The following is a 13,183-nucleotide window of genomic DNA, read 5'->3' as shown; positions in this document are numbered from 1 at the left end:
TTGAAGACCGTGGCCTGGGGTCAGAACCACGGCAGAGGAGCCGGGGGTCATGCGGCGGCCTGCGTACCGCGCAGATAAGCCCAGTGGTCAGCGAGGTCCGGGCGAAGCTCTTCGCACGTCACGGCTCCGCCAGTCGCACGCTCAATTTCCGAGCAGCGTTCGGCGGGAACAGGCTTCCGACCGGTAACGATCTGGCTGATGAAGCTGGGCGTGACCTCAAGTTTCGCGGCCAGGCTGGCAGCGCTTTCGACTTCGGAAAGGTAGGTTTCAAGCTTCATATGGACTCCTTAGACGCTCTGAATTTAGCCGCGCTAAAGTCAAAGGTCAATAGCCCCGCTAAATTTAGCTTTGCTTACTATGTGGGTATGGACCGCCTTGACCTTCTGCGCCGCCTCATTGCTGGCCGCTTCAACAGCAGCCAGGCGGACTTCGCGCGCGCGATCGGCAAGCCGGCGTCGTTGGTCAGCCAGTGGCTTTCCACGCATCGGAGGCTTGGCGACGCCAGTGCGCGGCACATTGAGCTGAAACTTGGGCTTGGAACAGGATTCTTCGACGGGCTCAAGAGAGACGACCCGGAGGATGAACTGAAGCCCACAGACGACGAGCGGATGATGATCGTCCTGTATCGAACCCTCCCTGAGGAAACACAGGAAACGGTCAGGGGCATCATCCGACAGATCGCCGACGCAATGAGCGATTCGACCCCGGCAATGAAAGCAGCGCTTGGCATCGCAGAGCAGGCGCCAGCCCATCGCGTCGAGGAGTTCGGGGCGAAGCCCCGTGCGTCCAGGGCTCGGAAAAGCGTCACGCAGACACAGGGGCAATAGCTCATGTCCCGGTGGTCTCGCCTGGTAGGCCGTCGCATGAACACCAAACCTTTGGTGTTTTCGTGTCCAGATGCGGCGATCCAGTTTGCAGGGGAGTTCCTCGACTGCAACCTTCGCGATGGGGCTTGTCTTCCAGTCGTTGTCGACGACGTCGACGACTCAATCGCCAGAATCAGATACCCGTCGCCGGATGGCCCAAAGCAATGCCTTGCCGGATTCCCAGAGCAAGTGCATTACCCGGCATCATTCATCGCGTGCCTGTGCCTTGCTCAGTTTGCGGTCGTTCCGGGCTCTGGCCCAGTTGCACTGGTGGTATCCGAGATAAAACCCGAGTTCGTCCCATCGTCGGGATGGGCGATCAAAGAGAAATTCGTCTGACTGCGCAGGTCCTGCTCGCCCTCGTAGTCGCCATCTCCGACGGCGACACCATCACCGTTCGCCCGGACGGAGGCGAGCAGCTCAAGGTGCGCGTGGCCGAGATCGATGCGCCGGAGAGCCGGCAGCCGTTCGGCGCCGCCTCCAAACGGTCTCTGTCCGACCTGTGCTTCAACGTGCGCGCCGAGATACACCCTCAGAAGACCGACCGCTACGGCCGCACCGTCGCCCGCGTTACATGCAGAGGTGAGGACGCCAGCGCGCACCAAGTGCGCAGCGGCATGGCCTGGGTGTTCGACCGCTACGTCACAGACCGCACCCTGTACGGCCTGCAAGACGATGCGCGGGCCGCTGGCCGTGGCCTGTGGGGTGAGCCAAAGCCGGTGCCGCCGTGGGAATGGAGGAAGAACAGGTGAGCGACTCGCCATCCGGCCGGCCATTCGACGCGCAAGAAGCGCTGCGTATTTCCGGGCGTGCTCAAGCCCTGATCGTGCTCATCAAAGCCTTGGCAGGAAGCGACGCAGCGGTCGCCAGGCGCGCTGCCGATAAAGCGCTAAGTCATGTCGAACATCAATCAGCCATCGAGCAGTTCGACGGAAAAACCCCCGAGGTCTGGATAGAGGGCATGTATGACATAGAGCAGGCTCTGAGGGAGGCCACAGCCCTTCTTTCTCAAGCCGCTGAATGATCGGCACCCACGGTTTGTCCGGGTACTCGTAGAACTCTGACCCCTCAACCTTGACACCATCCCCGCTCTGAGCGGGTTTTTTTTGGTCCATCGCGCCTGCCTCCATGTTCGCGGACATCGTCCGAAAGGATGACCCCGCAAAAAAGTTTAGCACCGCTATTGCCTTTGTGATTTAGCTGCGCTAATGTTCAGCCATCGACACCCCACACGGAGGAAGCGATGGAAACGAGGAGCGCAGCAGAGCAGGTGATCGAGGCCCGGGTACGGGAACCGATCGAACAGACGGGCGGCATGCCGGATCGCAAGTCGCTGGAATGGCACGGCGCGGACGTTGAGGCGTTCTCGCGCGACGTGCTGCGTGTGCTGGCATCGGGCGCACCGTGGGACGAGCAGCTTGCCGCGATCCGCGCGGCGCGTGACCTGCACATCATCGAGCCGATCGCCCGCGTCGAGATCGATCTGCGCGCGGCTGATTTGGCCGACGACTTCGCGACCGACGACCGTCTGGCCCGCGCCCGGCTGAACGACTTCCAGCGCTACGGGGTGGCGGCATGAACATCACCTACGCAGAAATGACGGACGACGATTTCGCCACGATGGTCAAGGCCATGGCGAAGTTCGGCGGCGGATTCGTCCGTGACCTCGCGGCCCTGATGGTCCGCGCCGATTGCGAGAACCGCGAAGCACTGGTTAATGCCTTCGGCCACATCGTCACCAAGTTCGGTCCGGGGTCTGAGGCGTTCGCGCAGATCAAGCAGATGCAGCAACCGAAGCAGGTGGCGGCATGAACGCCCCTCGCTACGAATTCGACGTGCGCGAGGACGTGGATTGCCTCGTCGTCGCCACCTGCAACGAGAACCCGGCGCTTCGCATGATCGGCCAGACGCAGGGCTACGACGCGGTGATGCAGACGCTGCTGACCGCCGGCTGCATCTACATGCGTAGCCGCGAGGGCGCGCAGGTCGAAGACAACGCCAGCGTGTTCGAGGTGGCCCGCGCTGCACGGCTGCTCGGTCACCAGTTGGCGATCCGCGGTGGCGAAGTGGTTGTCGTGCCTGTTGGCACGCCGGGGGTGGTGCCGGTTGGCATCGTCGAGCGTGAGGGGGTGCCGGCATGAGTGCGAACGAGAACGGAGGGCCGGCGTTTCCGGTTCCTGGACTGAGCAACCTCCCCAACGGTGACTTCATCTATCCGGAAGCCGGCATGACCCTGCGCGATTACTTCGCGGCTAAGGCGATGCAAGTCTGCCTTGCTCAATGCCCCGAGTTCCCCGACGAGACGTGGCGGACGGGCGCAGCGATGGACGCCTATGCGATGGCCGACGCAATGCTGAAGGAGCGCGCGAAATGAGCGCCCCGCTGATCCTGCTCGGCGCACTGATCTACGTCGTCATCGCAATGACCGTTGCGCAGATCGCCGGCCGCTGCATCGACGAGATGGGAGGGCCGGACGATGAATAAACGCCCGTCCGCCCTCGCCCTCCGCGCTCGAATCCTCGCCCTGCGCTGGCGCCGTGCCCATGCCGCCATGCGCGTGCTGGCCGCCGACAGCATCGCAGCGCAGACCGAGTTCATCGGCGGCGACGCCGTGGCCGTGTGCCGCGCCACGGCCTACCAAGTGCAGACCGCCGAAGTACTGCGCGAGATCGAACACCAGATGCGGCGCACCCGCCGCGTGATGAAGAACCTGAAGGAGTACCGGAATGAATGCGCCTGAGCGCCTTCCGCAGACGCACGACCGCCAGAAGTACATCGGCGGCAGCGACATCGCGGCCATCCTGGGCGTGAGCCCGTACAAGACGGCAACCGACCTGTGGCTGGACAAGATCAAGCCGGCAGTCGAGGACGGCCGCAACGCTGCTGCCAAGCGTCGAGGGTCGCGCCTTGAGCCCTACATCCTCGACATGATCCGCGAGGAACACGGGCTGCAGATCGTCGCGCAGAACGTGCGCTACATCGACGGCGATGTGCCGTTCTTCGCTGCCGAGATCGACGCCCAGACGGCGGACGAGAACATCGAGATCAAGACGGTGCATCCGTTCAAGGCCAAAGAGTGGGGCGACCTCGACACCGACAACCTGCCGCTGCACTACGTCGCGCAGGTGCAGTGGGGACTGGGCATCACGGGCCGTCATCTCTGCCACGTCTTCGCGCTGATCGGTGACGACCTGCGCCCGTATGTCGTCGAGCGCGACGACGAGCTGATTGGCGTCATGCGCCAGCGCGCTGCGGACTTCTGGCAACAGTTCGTCATCCCACAAGCACAGCCGCCGCTCGACTTCGCCGACCGCAAGACGCTGGACACGCTGCGCAAGCTGTATCCGGGTACGGACGGCAGCACGCTGGACGCGACACCGATGCACGAGCACTGGCGCGCCGTGCTGAAGACCGCTGAAGAGATGCGCGACAAGTACCAAGGCGTGGTCGACGGCGCCCGCGCTCACCTGCTGGCCGAGATGGGCAACGCGGCGCTTCTGCGCTTCCCCGACGGCAAGGCCTACCGCAGAAAACTGATCCGCAAGAAGGCCACGACCATCGTGCAGCCGGCCTGCGAATACATCGACTTCCGCCTCACCAACGCCAAGGACACCGAACAATGGGCACGCAAGCACTGAAGGCCATCGCTACCGGACAGAAGCTGCAGGACATGACGCCGAAGCAGCAGGTCGCGCATCTGCTGGACACCCGCAAGGGCGAGATCGCCAAGATGCTGCCTCGGCACCTGAACGCGGAGCGCCTGCTGAAGGTTGCGCAGATCGCTGTCACCACCACGCCGGGCCTGCTGGAATGCGACGTGCCCAGCCTGATCGGATCCATCGGCCAGTGCGCGCAGATGGGTCTGGAGCCGAACACGGTGCTGGGCCACGCCTATCTCGTGCCGTTCAACACGAAGCGCAAGGATGGCCAGGGTAATGAGCGCTGGGTGAAGTCGGTGCAGGTCATCATCGGCTACAAGGGGCTGATCGACCTCGCGCGCAGGTCAGGCCAGATCGTCAGCATCGCCGCGCACGAGGTGCATGAGAACGATCACTTCGAACTGGTCTACGGCCTCGACGAGAAGCTGGAGCATCGTCCGAGCTTCGACGAGCGCGGCGCGCTGATCGGCTTCTACGCCGTGGCGAAGCTGAAGGACGGCGGCCACTCGTTCGAGTTCATGAGCCGCAAGCAGGTCGAGCAGATCATGGCCGGCACGCAGAGCAAGGGAAAGTACGGTCCGTGGAAGGACAACTTCGTCGAGATGGGCCGCAAGACGGTGATCCGCCGGCTCGCCAAGTACCTGCCGCTCTCGATCGAGTTCCAGACCGCGGTCGCGCTCGATGGAATGGCCAGCGACGGCCGTGACCAGATGATCGACATGCTTGACCCGGAACTGCCTGCGCTACCGGCGGATACCGATCCGGTGGCCATCGAATCGAGCGCGCCCGAAGCCCCGACCTTCTCCAGCCTGACGGTGCGCATCGAGGCTGCGAAGGACGCCGACATGCTCGACGCCGACGCTACGCTGATCGACCTCGTGCAGGACGCCGACGAGCGCGAAGCACTGCGCGAGCAGTACCGCCTGAAGCGCGCCGAGCTGACCGGGGATATTCCGTCGTGAGAAAGCGCGGCGCCCACATCAAGCACCGTGCCGCGCAGCCGCCCGGCATCGTGTGCATCAGCCTCGACGCGCGGTATGAAACGCGGCTGCGCATGAGCGTGACGGCCTTCACCGGTGGCTTCGCGGGCAAAGACCATTTCCTGGACATGTGCGACACGCACGACCTGCTGGCGCTCGCGAACAGCATGGCTGCGCGCCCGGTAGCGGGTGTGCCGGAGGCCTGCAAGGTGGCCGAGGTGGCCATCCTGAACATTCACGACCGCGAGCTGCGGACCGGCAAGTGGGGCGTCAGCGCCGACGAATCCGCCGCGCTGGTGCTGCTGGCGGACACGGCGATCCGCTTCTGGTCGGCGCAGTCCGGCGAACTGTTCCGGGTGGCGTATCAGCAGATGGTGCAGATGCGGCGCGAGGAGCGGGCGCGGCAGGTGGGGGAGGTGGCGGCGTGATTCTGCATGTCGTCTCCGTCAGCGGCGGCAAGGACAGCGCGGCAACGCTGCTGCTCGCCATGTCGCGTTTCCGCCGCGACCGCGTGGTGCCGATCTTCTGCGACACCGGGAATGAGCACGAGGCGGTCTATGAGTACCTGGACTACCTCGAACGGGCGCTGGACATCCAGATCCACCGCCTGCGCGCGTCGTTCGATGACGAGATTGCTGCGAAGCGGATGTTCATCGCGCGGGATCAGCGGCAGAGGCGCGACAAATCCGGGCGGCGGCTCCGCTGGTCGAACAAGGCCAAGCGCAGAGCGCTGGCTGTGCTGCATCCAACAGGCAATCCGTTCCTGGACCTGTGTCTATGGAAAGGGCGGTTCCCGAGCAGGAAAGCCCAGTTCTGCACGGAAGAGCTCAAGACGAAGCCCGCCGTTCTGTTCCAGTTGGGACTGGTCGACCAGGGTCATACGGTCGTTTCCTGGCAGGGCGTGCGCCGCGACGAATCCCCGGCGCGTGCCAATGCGCTGAAGTTTGAGCGCATCGGGCCGCGCATGTTCGCTTTCAGGCCGCTGGTCGAGTGGTCGGCTGCCCAGGTGTTCGATCACTGCGCGCAGGCCGGCATCCAGCCCAACCCGCTCTATCTGCAGGGCTGCTCGCGTGTCGGCTGCATGCCTTGCATCAACGTGGGTAAGGATGAGCTGCGCCAGATATCCGCGCGATGGCCGGAGCACGTTGAGCGAATCGCGCAGTGGGAGCTGCTGGTCGGGCAGGCCTGCAAGAGAGGCTTCTCGACGATGCTGTCAGATGGGCACGAAGCCGCGGACCGTCGCGAGATATTCGCCGACCTGAACATCTATGCGCGCGTCGAGTGGGCGAAGACCAGTCGCGGCGGGAAGCAGTACGACCTGCTGGCCGACCTGATCGAGCCGACGGCGTGCGCGTCTGCATATGGACTATGCGAATGAGCACCCTCATCGAGCGCCAGATGCACGACCTCGCCGGCCGGCTGACGCGGCTGCGCGCGATCGACGCCGAGATATGCACGCAGATCGACGAGCTGATCGGCGCACGCATCCGCCTGCAGGACGCCCGCAACCGCTACCACCGACTGCACGCAGAGACCGTCGCGCAGTACGGCCAGAGCAACACACCGCCGCTGCTGCCCGAGGTGCATGGGCCACGGCCGGGGCGAAACACGAAGGAGAAGCAGGGATGAGCGACATCATGAAGGAAGCGGAGCGGCTGGCTCAAGCGTATGCGGATGCTGTTCTCCTCGGTGAAGGAAGCGACGAAGCGCTAGCCGCCCTGCTCGCGCACATCCAGCGCGGAGTGCCGGAGGGGAACGAGCGTGACCAGTGGGAAGCCGTCGTTTTCACGCTGATGGGTCACGCCGCAAGCTTGTACTTTCTCGGGCAGAGCGACATGCCGAACTGGTTCTATGAATTAGCCGAGAAGCTCGCGCGACGACATGTCGACGAAGCGCTCGCCGCCAGAGTGCGCGAAGTCGGAATTCAGCAGCGTGCCGCGCTCGCCCCCGCGCCCGATCAATTTCGTGACGCCGCGAAAATGATGGCGGATCCGGCAGAGGTGCCGATGCCGGAGGAAATCGGCTGGGTATGCTGGAACGGTACGCGCATTGGCGATGGCCCGCCGCATTTTTGCACTTACGAGCCGACCGCCCACCAGCTTCGAGAACGAGTGACCCTCCTGCCCGCTGCGATCTCATACGGCGCCGCCCGCGAGGCTGCTGGATACGCGCGTGCAGCGAACTGGCTTCGCGCCAGCGCGGAGAAGCACGCTGGGGAGAACGGCTACCACGAACACGACACCGGATCTTTCGTGTTCGCAAGCCGCGAGGCGGAGGAGTGGAACAACAGCGTGCTGGAACTGGCCGACGAGATGGAAGCCGCCCTGCGCGGGGAGGTGAAGCCGTGAGCGACATCAACACACCGATGGGCGTGATCGTCTGCCCGCAGTGCTCTCTACCGAAGCTGTCCGGGGTCTATGGTTACGCCGGCCCGCAATGCCAGTGCTGGCACCCGACGCCGCAACCGACGCTTGATGTAGCCGGCAAGCTGCTCCAGCAGTCCGAAGAAATCCGCCGCCTGCGCGCCGAACTCGCCGCCAGCCGTGAGCGCGAGGCGCGGATGCAGTGGCAGCCGATTGATACGGCGCCGAAGGATGGCCGCAAGGTAATCCTGTTTTATCGAAACAGCCACAGCAGGCCCCGAACCGTGATGGCGCGGTGGCTGACCGACGAACAAGCGGCAGAGACAGACGCCGATGGCGTGGGCCTGGAGGGCGGCTGGTACGAATGCATCGACAACTGGAACGACTACACCGAAGTGGCGATCCACGAAGGCGAGCCGACACACTGGATGCCGCTGCCCACCCCGCCGGTTGCCGCACTCGCTGAAGGAGCGCAGGGATGATCCGGTGCGGCTCAACGTTTCTACAGCGCAGGGCACGCGCCGCAAAGCTGTGGCGCGACCACAAGACCGACATGCAGTCAAAGCGAGAGGCGTCCAAGGTTGGCTTTTCATTCGCGCGTCGCTTCTGGTGGCAGACGCCATGACCCCGCGCGACCGACTGCAACGGCTGCTGTTCGAGCACCGGACAGACCCGATCTACAACCGATGCATGATCTGCGGACAGTCCGGGCACTGCTCGGCGAGTTGTCCGAAGGGGCGGGTATCGACCATCCGCGCGCTGAAGGAGAAGTGATGCACGATATCCACATCTCGCTCGGCGGCCCGGTTCGAATCATCGCCGTCGGCACCAAGAAATGGCATTTCGAGGATCACCCGCGCTGCGGCCCCGTGGTCGTCGATAGGCGCGGGGACCCGATCGAACAGCCTTCTGGCGCTTCTCCGTTCTGGGAGGCGGTCAGCCTTTGGTATGCACAGGGGAAGCGGACGCAGGAAGTGTCTGACGGGACGTGGTGCATCTGGGACAAGCCAAAGCCGCTGCGGATGCGCCATCTTGGCGGGCGCCACTACCAGTTGATCAAGGACGACGAAAGCGCGCTGAAGGAGCCGCAATGACCCTATCCGACCGGCTGCGCCGCTACAACCGCTGGCGCCGCGGAGACAAGCGGCTCAAGCAGCCAGACCCGGCCGCGCTGGGCGAACTGATCGATGCCGCCGCCAATCGGCTGGAAGTGCTGGAGCGCGAGCATCGTGATTACTTCGATCAGTGGCATGGGGAGCGCAGGAGGCGCGAGAAGCTGCTGAGCGACATCGAGCGCTGCTATCGGATGCTGCTGTCAGAGCCGGACACGAAAGGTGCGCTGGCCAAGGCGGAGAACATTTTGCGTGAGGCCATCGTGGAAGCGAAAATTACGTCGACCGAAGCGCTGAAGGAGCAAGCATGAAAATCACCGACGCGCTCTACCGGGAATGGGCATTGAAGATGGCGCTGGGATTTGTGTGCTACTGGGTAGTCATGGCCGTTCCGGTCAGATGGCTCAGCCGACGCGTCTTCCTGTGGCTGTACGGATGGGCCGGATTCTACGCGAATGACATCGGGCACGAGTTTTACGCGGAAGCCGTCGCGCTGAAGGAGAAGGAATGACCGACACTTACCTCTCGTCCGGAGAACTGCGCGAGCTAACCGGCTGCGCGCACCGGGCGCGACAGCAGGCGTGGCTGGACCGCAACCGCTGGCCCTACGCCATCGCGGAGACCGGCCACATCCGCGTGCTGCGGCAGTATTGGCTGGACCGCCTGACCGGCGCAAAATCGACCGCCCCGACCGTGCATGCCGGGACGAAGCACAACTTTTCGGCCATCGCTGCCTGATCACTCGACATGGGACGCCGCCGCACCGTCAATCGCGATCTTCCCGCGCGCCTGTATCTCAAGCGTGACGGCTACTACTACCGCGACCTCAACCGCCGTGAGACGAAGGTCGCGCCGGCCGACGATCTGCCGAAGGCCCTGATCGAGTGGGCGCAGCGCGAGGGCGTGCGCCTGAACCCCGATGCCGTGACGTTCGCGGCCGTCGCCGGCAAGTTCCGCGAGCAGTACATCCCGACGAAGGCGCTCAAGACCCGGCGCGACTACCTGCGCCAGCTCGACAACCTGGTGGGCGTGTTCGGCGCATCCGCGCTGGACAGCGTGACGCCGGCCGACGTAGCCGAGTACCGGCGCATCCGGTCGGCGAAAGCCGCGACGCAGGCAAACCGGGAACTGGCCCTGCTCTCGAAGCTGTGGAACTGGGCGCGCGAGCACGGCTACACGACGCAGCCGAATCCGTGCCAGGGCGTAAGCCGCAACCGGGAGCGCGGCCGCGACGTGTACATGTCGGACGCGGTCTATTCGGCGATCCTGCTGGCCGGCGATCAGTCGGTGAAAGACGCAATGCGCATCGGCCGCCTCACCGGCGCCGACATCGGCGTGATCCTGAAGGCCACAACGCGGCAGATCGAAGGCGACGCCCTGCGCATGCAGCGCACGAAGACGGGGTCGGCCGTTCGCTTCCGACTGCGCGACGAGGCTGGGGCGCCGAACGAGCTGGGCCTGCTGCTGGACGAGCTACGCACGCGCCGGCGCATCGCGACATCGATCTATCTCGTGCAGGACGACACTGGGCAGGCTATGCCCTACAACACGTTCGTCAAGAGATTCGCCCGTGCGCGGGCATCGGCCGGCGTCGAAACCCACTATCAGTTCCGGGACATCCGCCCGAAGGTAGCCACGGACATGGACGACATCGAGCGCGCACAGGCCACACTCGGACACAAGCAGATCGCCACCACTCAGCGCCACTACATCCGGCGCGGCAAGCTGGTCGACCCCGCGAAATAGTGCGCTGATAGTGCGCGTAGTGAGCGGGTGAGATTCCAGCGAATCGCTGAAACCCGCGCTGGTTCTGGTGCCGGGAGGGGGGCTCGAACCCCCACACCTTGCGGCGGCGGATTTTGAATCCGCTGCGTCTACCGATTCCGCCATCCCGGCAGGGAAGAGGGCCGGATTATGCGGGCGACCGACGCCGTCCGGCAAGTCGCCGGGCGGTACAATGCGCGGTTTTTCGCGCTTCTCCGCCCCGTCCGACGCCGTGCTCACGCTCTCCGACTTCGATTACGACCTGCCCGACGAACTGATCGCGCAGGCGCCACTGCCCGAACGCAGCGCCAGCCGCCTGCTGGTCGTCGGCTGCGACGCGCCGACCGACGCCAGCATCCGCGACCTGCCGCAATGGCTCGACCCCGGCGATCTGCTGGTGTTCAACGACACACGGGTGATGCACGCCCGCCTGTACGGACAGAAGGACAGCGGAGGTCAGGTCGAGGTACTGATCGAACGGCTGACCGGCGAGCACGAGGCGCTGGCCCAGGTACGCGCCAGCAAGACGCCCAGACCCGGCGGCCGGCTGCGCATGGAGAACGCCTTCGACCTGGAAGTGCTCGGGCGCGACGGCGAATTCTTCGTGCTGCGCGGACCGGCCGATGCACCGCTGCTCGACCTGCTGGAGCGCCACGGCCGCCTGCCGCTGCCGCCCTACATCGACCGCGCGGCGGCGGAAGCCGACGAGGAGCGCTACCAGACCGTGTTCGCGCGCGAACCCGGCTCGGTCGCCGCACCGACCGCCGGCCTGCATTTCGACGAAGCGCTGCTGGCCGCGGTCGCCGCGCGCGGCGTGCGCACCGCACGGGTGACGCTGCACGTGGGCGCCGGCACTTTCCAGCCGGTGCGCGTCGAAAACCTGGCCGAGCACCGGATGCACAGCGAGCGCTTCCAGCTGTCGGCCGACACTGCGCAGGCCATCGCCGACACCCGGGCAGCCGGCGGGCGAGTGATCGCCGTCGGCACCACCAGCCTGCGCTGCCTGGAATCGGCGGCGGCCGCCTGTGGCGACGGTCCACTGACCGCCTGCAGCGGCGATACCCGGCTGTTCATCACACCCGGCTACGACTTCCGCGTCATCGACGGCCTGCTCACCAATTTCCACCTGCCGAAGTCGACGCTGCTGATGCTGGTTTCCGCGCTTGCGGGCCGGCGCCGCATCTTCGCTGCCTACGCGCATGCGGTGGCGCAGCGCTACCGCTTTTTCAGCTACGGCGACGCCATGTTCATTCCGACGCGCATGAAGGACTCCGATGAAGTTTGAACTGCTCGCCTCTGACGGTCTCGCCCGCCGCGGCCGTGTCACGCTGGCGCACGGCAGCGTCGAAACGCCGGTGTTCATGCCGGTTGGCACCTATGGCACGGTCAAGGGCATGGACCCGGCCGAGCTGAAGGACATGGGCGCGCGCATCGTGCTCGGCAACACCTTCCACCTGTGGCTGCGACCGGGCACCGACATCATCCGCAAGCACGGCGGCCTGCATCGCTTCATGGGCTGGGACCGGCCCATACTGACCGACTCGGGCGGCTTTCAGGTGTTCTCGCTCGGCGCGCTGCGCAAGATCACAGAAGAAGGCGTGCGCTTCGCCAGCCCGATCAACGGCGACAAGCTCATGCTGACGCCGGAGGAGTCGATGCGCATCCAGCACGACCTGAATTCCGACGTGGTGATGATTTTCGACGAGTGCACGCCCTACCCGGCCGACCACGCGACGGCGGCGGAGTCGATGCGGCTCAGCCTGCGCTGGGCACAGCGCTCGCGCGACGCGCACGACAAGCTGGGCAACACGAATGCGCTGTTCGCCATCGTGCAGGGCGGCATGCATGAAGACCTGCGCGACGAGTCACTCGCCGGACTGAAGGACATCGGCTTCGACGGCTACGCCATCGGCGGTCTGTCGGTCGGCGAACCGAAGGAGGACATGCAGCGCATCCTCGCGCACACCGCGCCCCGGCTGCCGCAGGACGCGCCGCACTACCTGATGGGGGTCGGCACGCCGGAAGACATCGTGCACGCGATCGGCTACGGCATCGACATGTTCGACTGCGTCATGCCGACCCGCAATGCGCGCAACGGCTGGCTGTTCACCCGCTACGGCGACATCAAGCTGAAGAACGCGCGCTACAAGGACGACACCGCGCCGCTCGACGCCTCCTGCGAGTGCCACACCTGCACGCACTACACGCGCGCCTACCTGCACCACCTGCACCGCTGCAACGAAATGCTGGGCGCGCGCCTGAACACGCTGCACAACCTGCACTTCTACCAGCAGTTCACGCGCGAAGCGCGTGAAGCGATCGAAGCCGGCCAATACGCTCAGTGGTCAGCTTCCTTCCTGGCCGAACGCATGCGCGGTGTCTGACCCGCGCAATGGCCGATATGTGAGCAAATCCTGCCCATCCGGGCATGTAGGACGC

24 protein-coding genes and 1 tRNA gene are annotated in these 13,183 nt (G+C 65.1%); 23 read left to right on the top strand and 2 right to left on the bottom strand.

Annotation, left to right across the window (positions count from 1 at the left end):
- Nucleotides 1–47: 47 nt before the first annotated feature.
- Nucleotides 48–278, bottom strand: a complete 231-nt coding sequence (locus tag METRZ18153_RS0105460) for a transcriptional regulator (RefSeq protein WP_020163770.1) — start codon at nucleotides 276–278, stop codon at nucleotides 48–50.
- Between the two features lie 87 nt (nucleotides 279–365).
- On the opposite strand from METRZ18153_RS0105460, the gene METRZ18153_RS0105455 reads away from it, so the two are divergent.
- From METRZ18153_RS0105455 to METRZ18153_RS0105355, 21 genes are all read left to right on the top strand, one after another.
- Nucleotides 366–827 (top strand): hypothetical protein, encoded by a 462-nt coding sequence (locus METRZ18153_RS0105455; protein WP_157257192.1) that lies wholly within the window; start codon nucleotides 366–368, stop codon nucleotides 825–827.
- A gap of 36 nt (nucleotides 828–863) precedes the next feature.
- Nucleotides 864–1,205, top strand: coding sequence for a hypothetical protein (locus METRZ18153_RS20795; protein WP_157257191.1), 342 nt, complete (start codon nucleotides 864–866; stop codon nucleotides 1,203–1,205).
- Nucleotides 1,178–1,618, top strand: coding sequence for a thermonuclease family protein (locus METRZ18153_RS0105450; protein ID WP_020163768.1), 441 nt, complete (start codon nucleotides 1,178–1,180; stop codon nucleotides 1,616–1,618). The genes METRZ18153_RS20795 and METRZ18153_RS0105450 overlap by 28 nt, the downstream gene beginning before the upstream one ends.
- Entirely contained in the window at nucleotides 1,600–1,890 is a 291-nt protein-coding gene (locus tag METRZ18153_RS0105445) for a hypothetical protein (RefSeq protein ID WP_157257190.1), read from the top strand. Before METRZ18153_RS0105450 ends, METRZ18153_RS0105445 begins: the two co-directional genes overlap by 19 nt.
- 219 nt (nucleotides 1,891–2,109) lie before the next feature.
- Nucleotides 2,110–2,445: a hypothetical protein gene (locus METRZ18153_RS0105440; RefSeq protein WP_020163766.1), complete on the top strand. Its 336-nt coding sequence runs from the start codon at nucleotides 2,110–2,112 to the stop codon at nucleotides 2,443–2,445.
- Complete coding sequence (locus tag METRZ18153_RS0105435; protein WP_020163765.1) at nucleotides 2,442–2,678, top strand: hypothetical protein; 237 nt, start codon at nucleotides 2,442–2,444, stop codon at nucleotides 2,676–2,678. Before METRZ18153_RS0105440 ends, METRZ18153_RS0105435 begins: the two co-directional genes overlap by 4 nt.
- Nucleotides 2,675–3,007: a hypothetical protein gene (locus METRZ18153_RS0105430; RefSeq protein WP_020163764.1), complete on the top strand. Its 333-nt coding sequence runs from the start codon at nucleotides 2,675–2,677 to the stop codon at nucleotides 3,005–3,007. Before METRZ18153_RS0105435 ends, METRZ18153_RS0105430 begins: the two co-directional genes overlap by 4 nt.
- A complete protein-coding gene (locus METRZ18153_RS20490) occupies nucleotides 3,004–3,240 on the top strand; it encodes a hypothetical protein (RefSeq protein ID WP_029143569.1) in 237 nt (78 codons plus the stop codon). Before METRZ18153_RS0105430 ends, METRZ18153_RS20490 begins: the two co-directional genes overlap by 4 nt.
- Nucleotides 3,241–3,342: 102 nt before the next feature.
- Complete coding sequence (locus METRZ18153_RS0105415) at nucleotides 3,343–3,606, top strand: hypothetical protein (RefSeq protein WP_157257189.1); 264 nt, start codon at nucleotides 3,343–3,345, stop codon at nucleotides 3,604–3,606.
- A complete protein-coding gene (locus tag METRZ18153_RS19930) occupies nucleotides 3,593–4,504 on the top strand; it encodes a YqaJ viral recombinase family nuclease (RefSeq protein WP_020163760.1) in 912 nt (303 codons plus the stop codon). Before METRZ18153_RS0105415 ends, METRZ18153_RS19930 begins: the two co-directional genes overlap by 14 nt.
- Nucleotides 4,486–5,487, top strand: a complete 1,002-nt coding sequence (locus METRZ18153_RS0105405) for a recombinase RecT (RefSeq protein WP_020163759.1) — start codon at nucleotides 4,486–4,488, stop codon at nucleotides 5,485–5,487. Before METRZ18153_RS19930 ends, METRZ18153_RS0105405 begins: the two co-directional genes overlap by 19 nt.
- Complete coding sequence (locus tag METRZ18153_RS0105400) at nucleotides 5,484–5,933, top strand: hypothetical protein (protein WP_020163758.1); 450 nt, start codon at nucleotides 5,484–5,486, stop codon at nucleotides 5,931–5,933. Before METRZ18153_RS0105405 ends, METRZ18153_RS0105400 begins: the two co-directional genes overlap by 4 nt.
- On the top strand, nucleotides 5,930–6,883 hold the full coding sequence (locus tag METRZ18153_RS0105395; RefSeq protein WP_020163757.1) for a phosphoadenosine phosphosulfate reductase domain-containing protein: 954 nt from the start codon (nucleotides 5,930–5,932) through the stop codon (nucleotides 6,881–6,883). The genes METRZ18153_RS0105400 and METRZ18153_RS0105395 overlap by 4 nt, the downstream gene beginning before the upstream one ends.
- On the top strand, nucleotides 6,880–7,134 hold the full coding sequence (locus METRZ18153_RS0105390) for a hypothetical protein (RefSeq protein ID WP_020163756.1): 255 nt from the start codon (nucleotides 6,880–6,882) through the stop codon (nucleotides 7,132–7,134). The genes METRZ18153_RS0105395 and METRZ18153_RS0105390 overlap by 4 nt, the downstream gene beginning before the upstream one ends.
- On the top strand, nucleotides 7,131–7,853 hold the full coding sequence (locus tag METRZ18153_RS0105385) for a hypothetical protein (protein WP_020163755.1): 723 nt from the start codon (nucleotides 7,131–7,133) through the stop codon (nucleotides 7,851–7,853). Before METRZ18153_RS0105390 ends, METRZ18153_RS0105385 begins: the two co-directional genes overlap by 4 nt.
- Nucleotides 7,850–8,350, top strand: a complete 501-nt coding sequence (locus METRZ18153_RS0105380) for a DUF551 domain-containing protein (protein ID WP_020163754.1) — start codon at nucleotides 7,850–7,852, stop codon at nucleotides 8,348–8,350. Before METRZ18153_RS0105385 ends, METRZ18153_RS0105380 begins: the two co-directional genes overlap by 4 nt.
- 204 nt (nucleotides 8,351–8,554) lie before the next feature.
- Nucleotides 8,555–8,962, top strand: coding sequence for a hypothetical protein (locus METRZ18153_RS0105375; protein WP_157257188.1), 408 nt, complete (start codon nucleotides 8,555–8,557; stop codon nucleotides 8,960–8,962).
- A complete protein-coding gene (locus tag METRZ18153_RS0105370; protein WP_020163752.1) occupies nucleotides 8,959–9,291 on the top strand; it encodes a hypothetical protein in 333 nt (110 codons plus the stop codon). The genes METRZ18153_RS0105375 and METRZ18153_RS0105370 overlap by 4 nt, the downstream gene beginning before the upstream one ends.
- Nucleotides 9,288–9,491 (top strand): hypothetical protein, encoded by a 204-nt coding sequence (locus tag METRZ18153_RS0105365; protein ID WP_020163751.1) that lies wholly within the window; start codon nucleotides 9,288–9,290, stop codon nucleotides 9,489–9,491. Before METRZ18153_RS0105370 ends, METRZ18153_RS0105365 begins: the two co-directional genes overlap by 4 nt.
- Entirely contained in the window at nucleotides 9,488–9,718 is a 231-nt protein-coding gene (locus tag METRZ18153_RS0105360) for a DUF4224 domain-containing protein (protein ID WP_020163750.1), read from the top strand. Before METRZ18153_RS0105365 ends, METRZ18153_RS0105360 begins: the two co-directional genes overlap by 4 nt.
- Nucleotides 9,719–9,727: 9 nt before the next feature.
- A complete protein-coding gene (locus tag METRZ18153_RS0105355) occupies nucleotides 9,728–10,726 on the top strand; it encodes a tyrosine-type recombinase/integrase (protein ID WP_020163749.1) in 999 nt (332 codons plus the stop codon).
- A 65-nt stretch (nucleotides 10,727–10,791) separates the two neighbouring features.
- Here METRZ18153_RS0105355 and METRZ18153_RS0105350 read toward each other — a convergent pair.
- Nucleotides 10,792–10,876 (bottom strand) — tRNA-Leu (locus tag METRZ18153_RS0105350).
- A gap of 61 nt (nucleotides 10,877–10,937) precedes the next feature.
- Between METRZ18153_RS0105350 and queA the strand changes: the two genes are divergently transcribed.
- Nucleotides 10,938–12,029, top strand: a complete 1,092-nt coding sequence (queA, locus tag METRZ18153_RS0105345; protein WP_020163748.1) for a tRNA preQ1(34) S-adenosylmethionine ribosyltransferase-isomerase QueA — start codon at nucleotides 10,938–10,940, stop codon at nucleotides 12,027–12,029.
- Complete coding sequence (gene tgt / locus METRZ18153_RS0105340) at nucleotides 12,019–13,128, top strand: tRNA guanosine(34) transglycosylase Tgt (RefSeq protein ID WP_020163747.1); 1,110 nt, start codon at nucleotides 12,019–12,021, stop codon at nucleotides 13,126–13,128. Before queA ends, tgt begins: the two co-directional genes overlap by 11 nt.
- Nucleotides 13,129–13,183: the final 55 nt, after the last annotated feature.

The organism is Methyloversatilis discipulorum (genome assembly GCF_000385375.1).
GTDB lineage: Bacteria > Pseudomonadota > Gammaproteobacteria > Burkholderiales > Rhodocyclaceae > Methyloversatilis > Methyloversatilis discipulorum_A.
This window is presented reverse-complemented; position numbering and strand designations above follow the sequence as displayed.

Coding starts and splice junctions, on each gene's coding strand:
- METRZ18153_RS0105370 (WP_020163752.1), top strand. CDS start 8,959: ATGACCCTATCCGACCGGCTGCGCCGCTACAACCGCTGGCGCCGCGGA.
- METRZ18153_RS20795 (WP_157257191.1), top strand. CDS start 864: ATGAACACCAAACCTTTGGTGTTTTCGTGTCCAGATGCGGCGATCCAG.
- METRZ18153_RS0105405 (WP_020163759.1), top strand. CDS start 4,486: ATGGGCACGCAAGCACTGAAGGCCATCGCTACCGGACAGAAGCTGCAG.
- METRZ18153_RS20490 (WP_029143569.1), top strand. CDS start 3,004: ATGAGTGCGAACGAGAACGGAGGGCCGGCGTTTCCGGTTCCTGGACTG.
- METRZ18153_RS0105460 (WP_020163770.1), bottom strand. CDS start 278: ATGAAGCTTGAAACCTACCTTTCCGAAGTCGAAAGCGCTGCCAGCCTG.
- METRZ18153_RS0105355 (WP_020163749.1), top strand. CDS start 9,728: ATGGGACGCCGCCGCACCGTCAATCGCGATCTTCCCGCGCGCCTGTAT.
- METRZ18153_RS0105415 (WP_157257189.1), top strand. CDS start 3,343: ATGAATAAACGCCCGTCCGCCCTCGCCCTCCGCGCTCGAATCCTCGCC.
- METRZ18153_RS19930 (WP_020163760.1), top strand. CDS start 3,593: ATGAATGCGCCTGAGCGCCTTCCGCAGACGCACGACCGCCAGAAGTAC.
- METRZ18153_RS0105385 (WP_020163755.1), top strand. CDS start 7,131: ATGAGCGACATCATGAAGGAAGCGGAGCGGCTGGCTCAAGCGTATGCG.
- METRZ18153_RS0105435 (WP_020163765.1), top strand. CDS start 2,442: ATGAACATCACCTACGCAGAAATGACGGACGACGATTTCGCCACGATG.
- METRZ18153_RS0105450 (WP_020163768.1), top strand. CDS start 1,178: ATGGGCGATCAAAGAGAAATTCGTCTGACTGCGCAGGTCCTGCTCGCC.
- queA (WP_020163748.1), top strand. CDS start 10,938: ATGCGCGGTTTTTCGCGCTTCTCCGCCCCGTCCGACGCCGTGCTCACG.
- METRZ18153_RS0105440 (WP_020163766.1), top strand. CDS start 2,110: ATGGAAACGAGGAGCGCAGCAGAGCAGGTGATCGAGGCCCGGGTACGG.
- METRZ18153_RS0105390 (WP_020163756.1), top strand. CDS start 6,880: ATGAGCACCCTCATCGAGCGCCAGATGCACGACCTCGCCGGCCGGCTG.
- METRZ18153_RS0105375 (WP_157257188.1), top strand. CDS start 8,555: ATGCATGATCTGCGGACAGTCCGGGCACTGCTCGGCGAGTTGTCCGAA.
- METRZ18153_RS0105455 (WP_157257192.1), top strand. CDS start 366: ATGGACCGCCTTGACCTTCTGCGCCGCCTCATTGCTGGCCGCTTCAAC.
- METRZ18153_RS0105360 (WP_020163750.1), top strand. CDS start 9,488: ATGACCGACACTTACCTCTCGTCCGGAGAACTGCGCGAGCTAACCGGC.
- tgt (WP_020163747.1), top strand. CDS start 12,019: ATGAAGTTTGAACTGCTCGCCTCTGACGGTCTCGCCCGCCGCGGCCGT.
- METRZ18153_RS0105445 (WP_157257190.1), top strand. CDS start 1,600: ATGGAGGAAGAACAGGTGAGCGACTCGCCATCCGGCCGGCCATTCGAC.
- METRZ18153_RS0105365 (WP_020163751.1), top strand. CDS start 9,288: ATGAAAATCACCGACGCGCTCTACCGGGAATGGGCATTGAAGATGGCG.
- METRZ18153_RS0105430 (WP_020163764.1), top strand. CDS start 2,675: ATGAACGCCCCTCGCTACGAATTCGACGTGCGCGAGGACGTGGATTGC.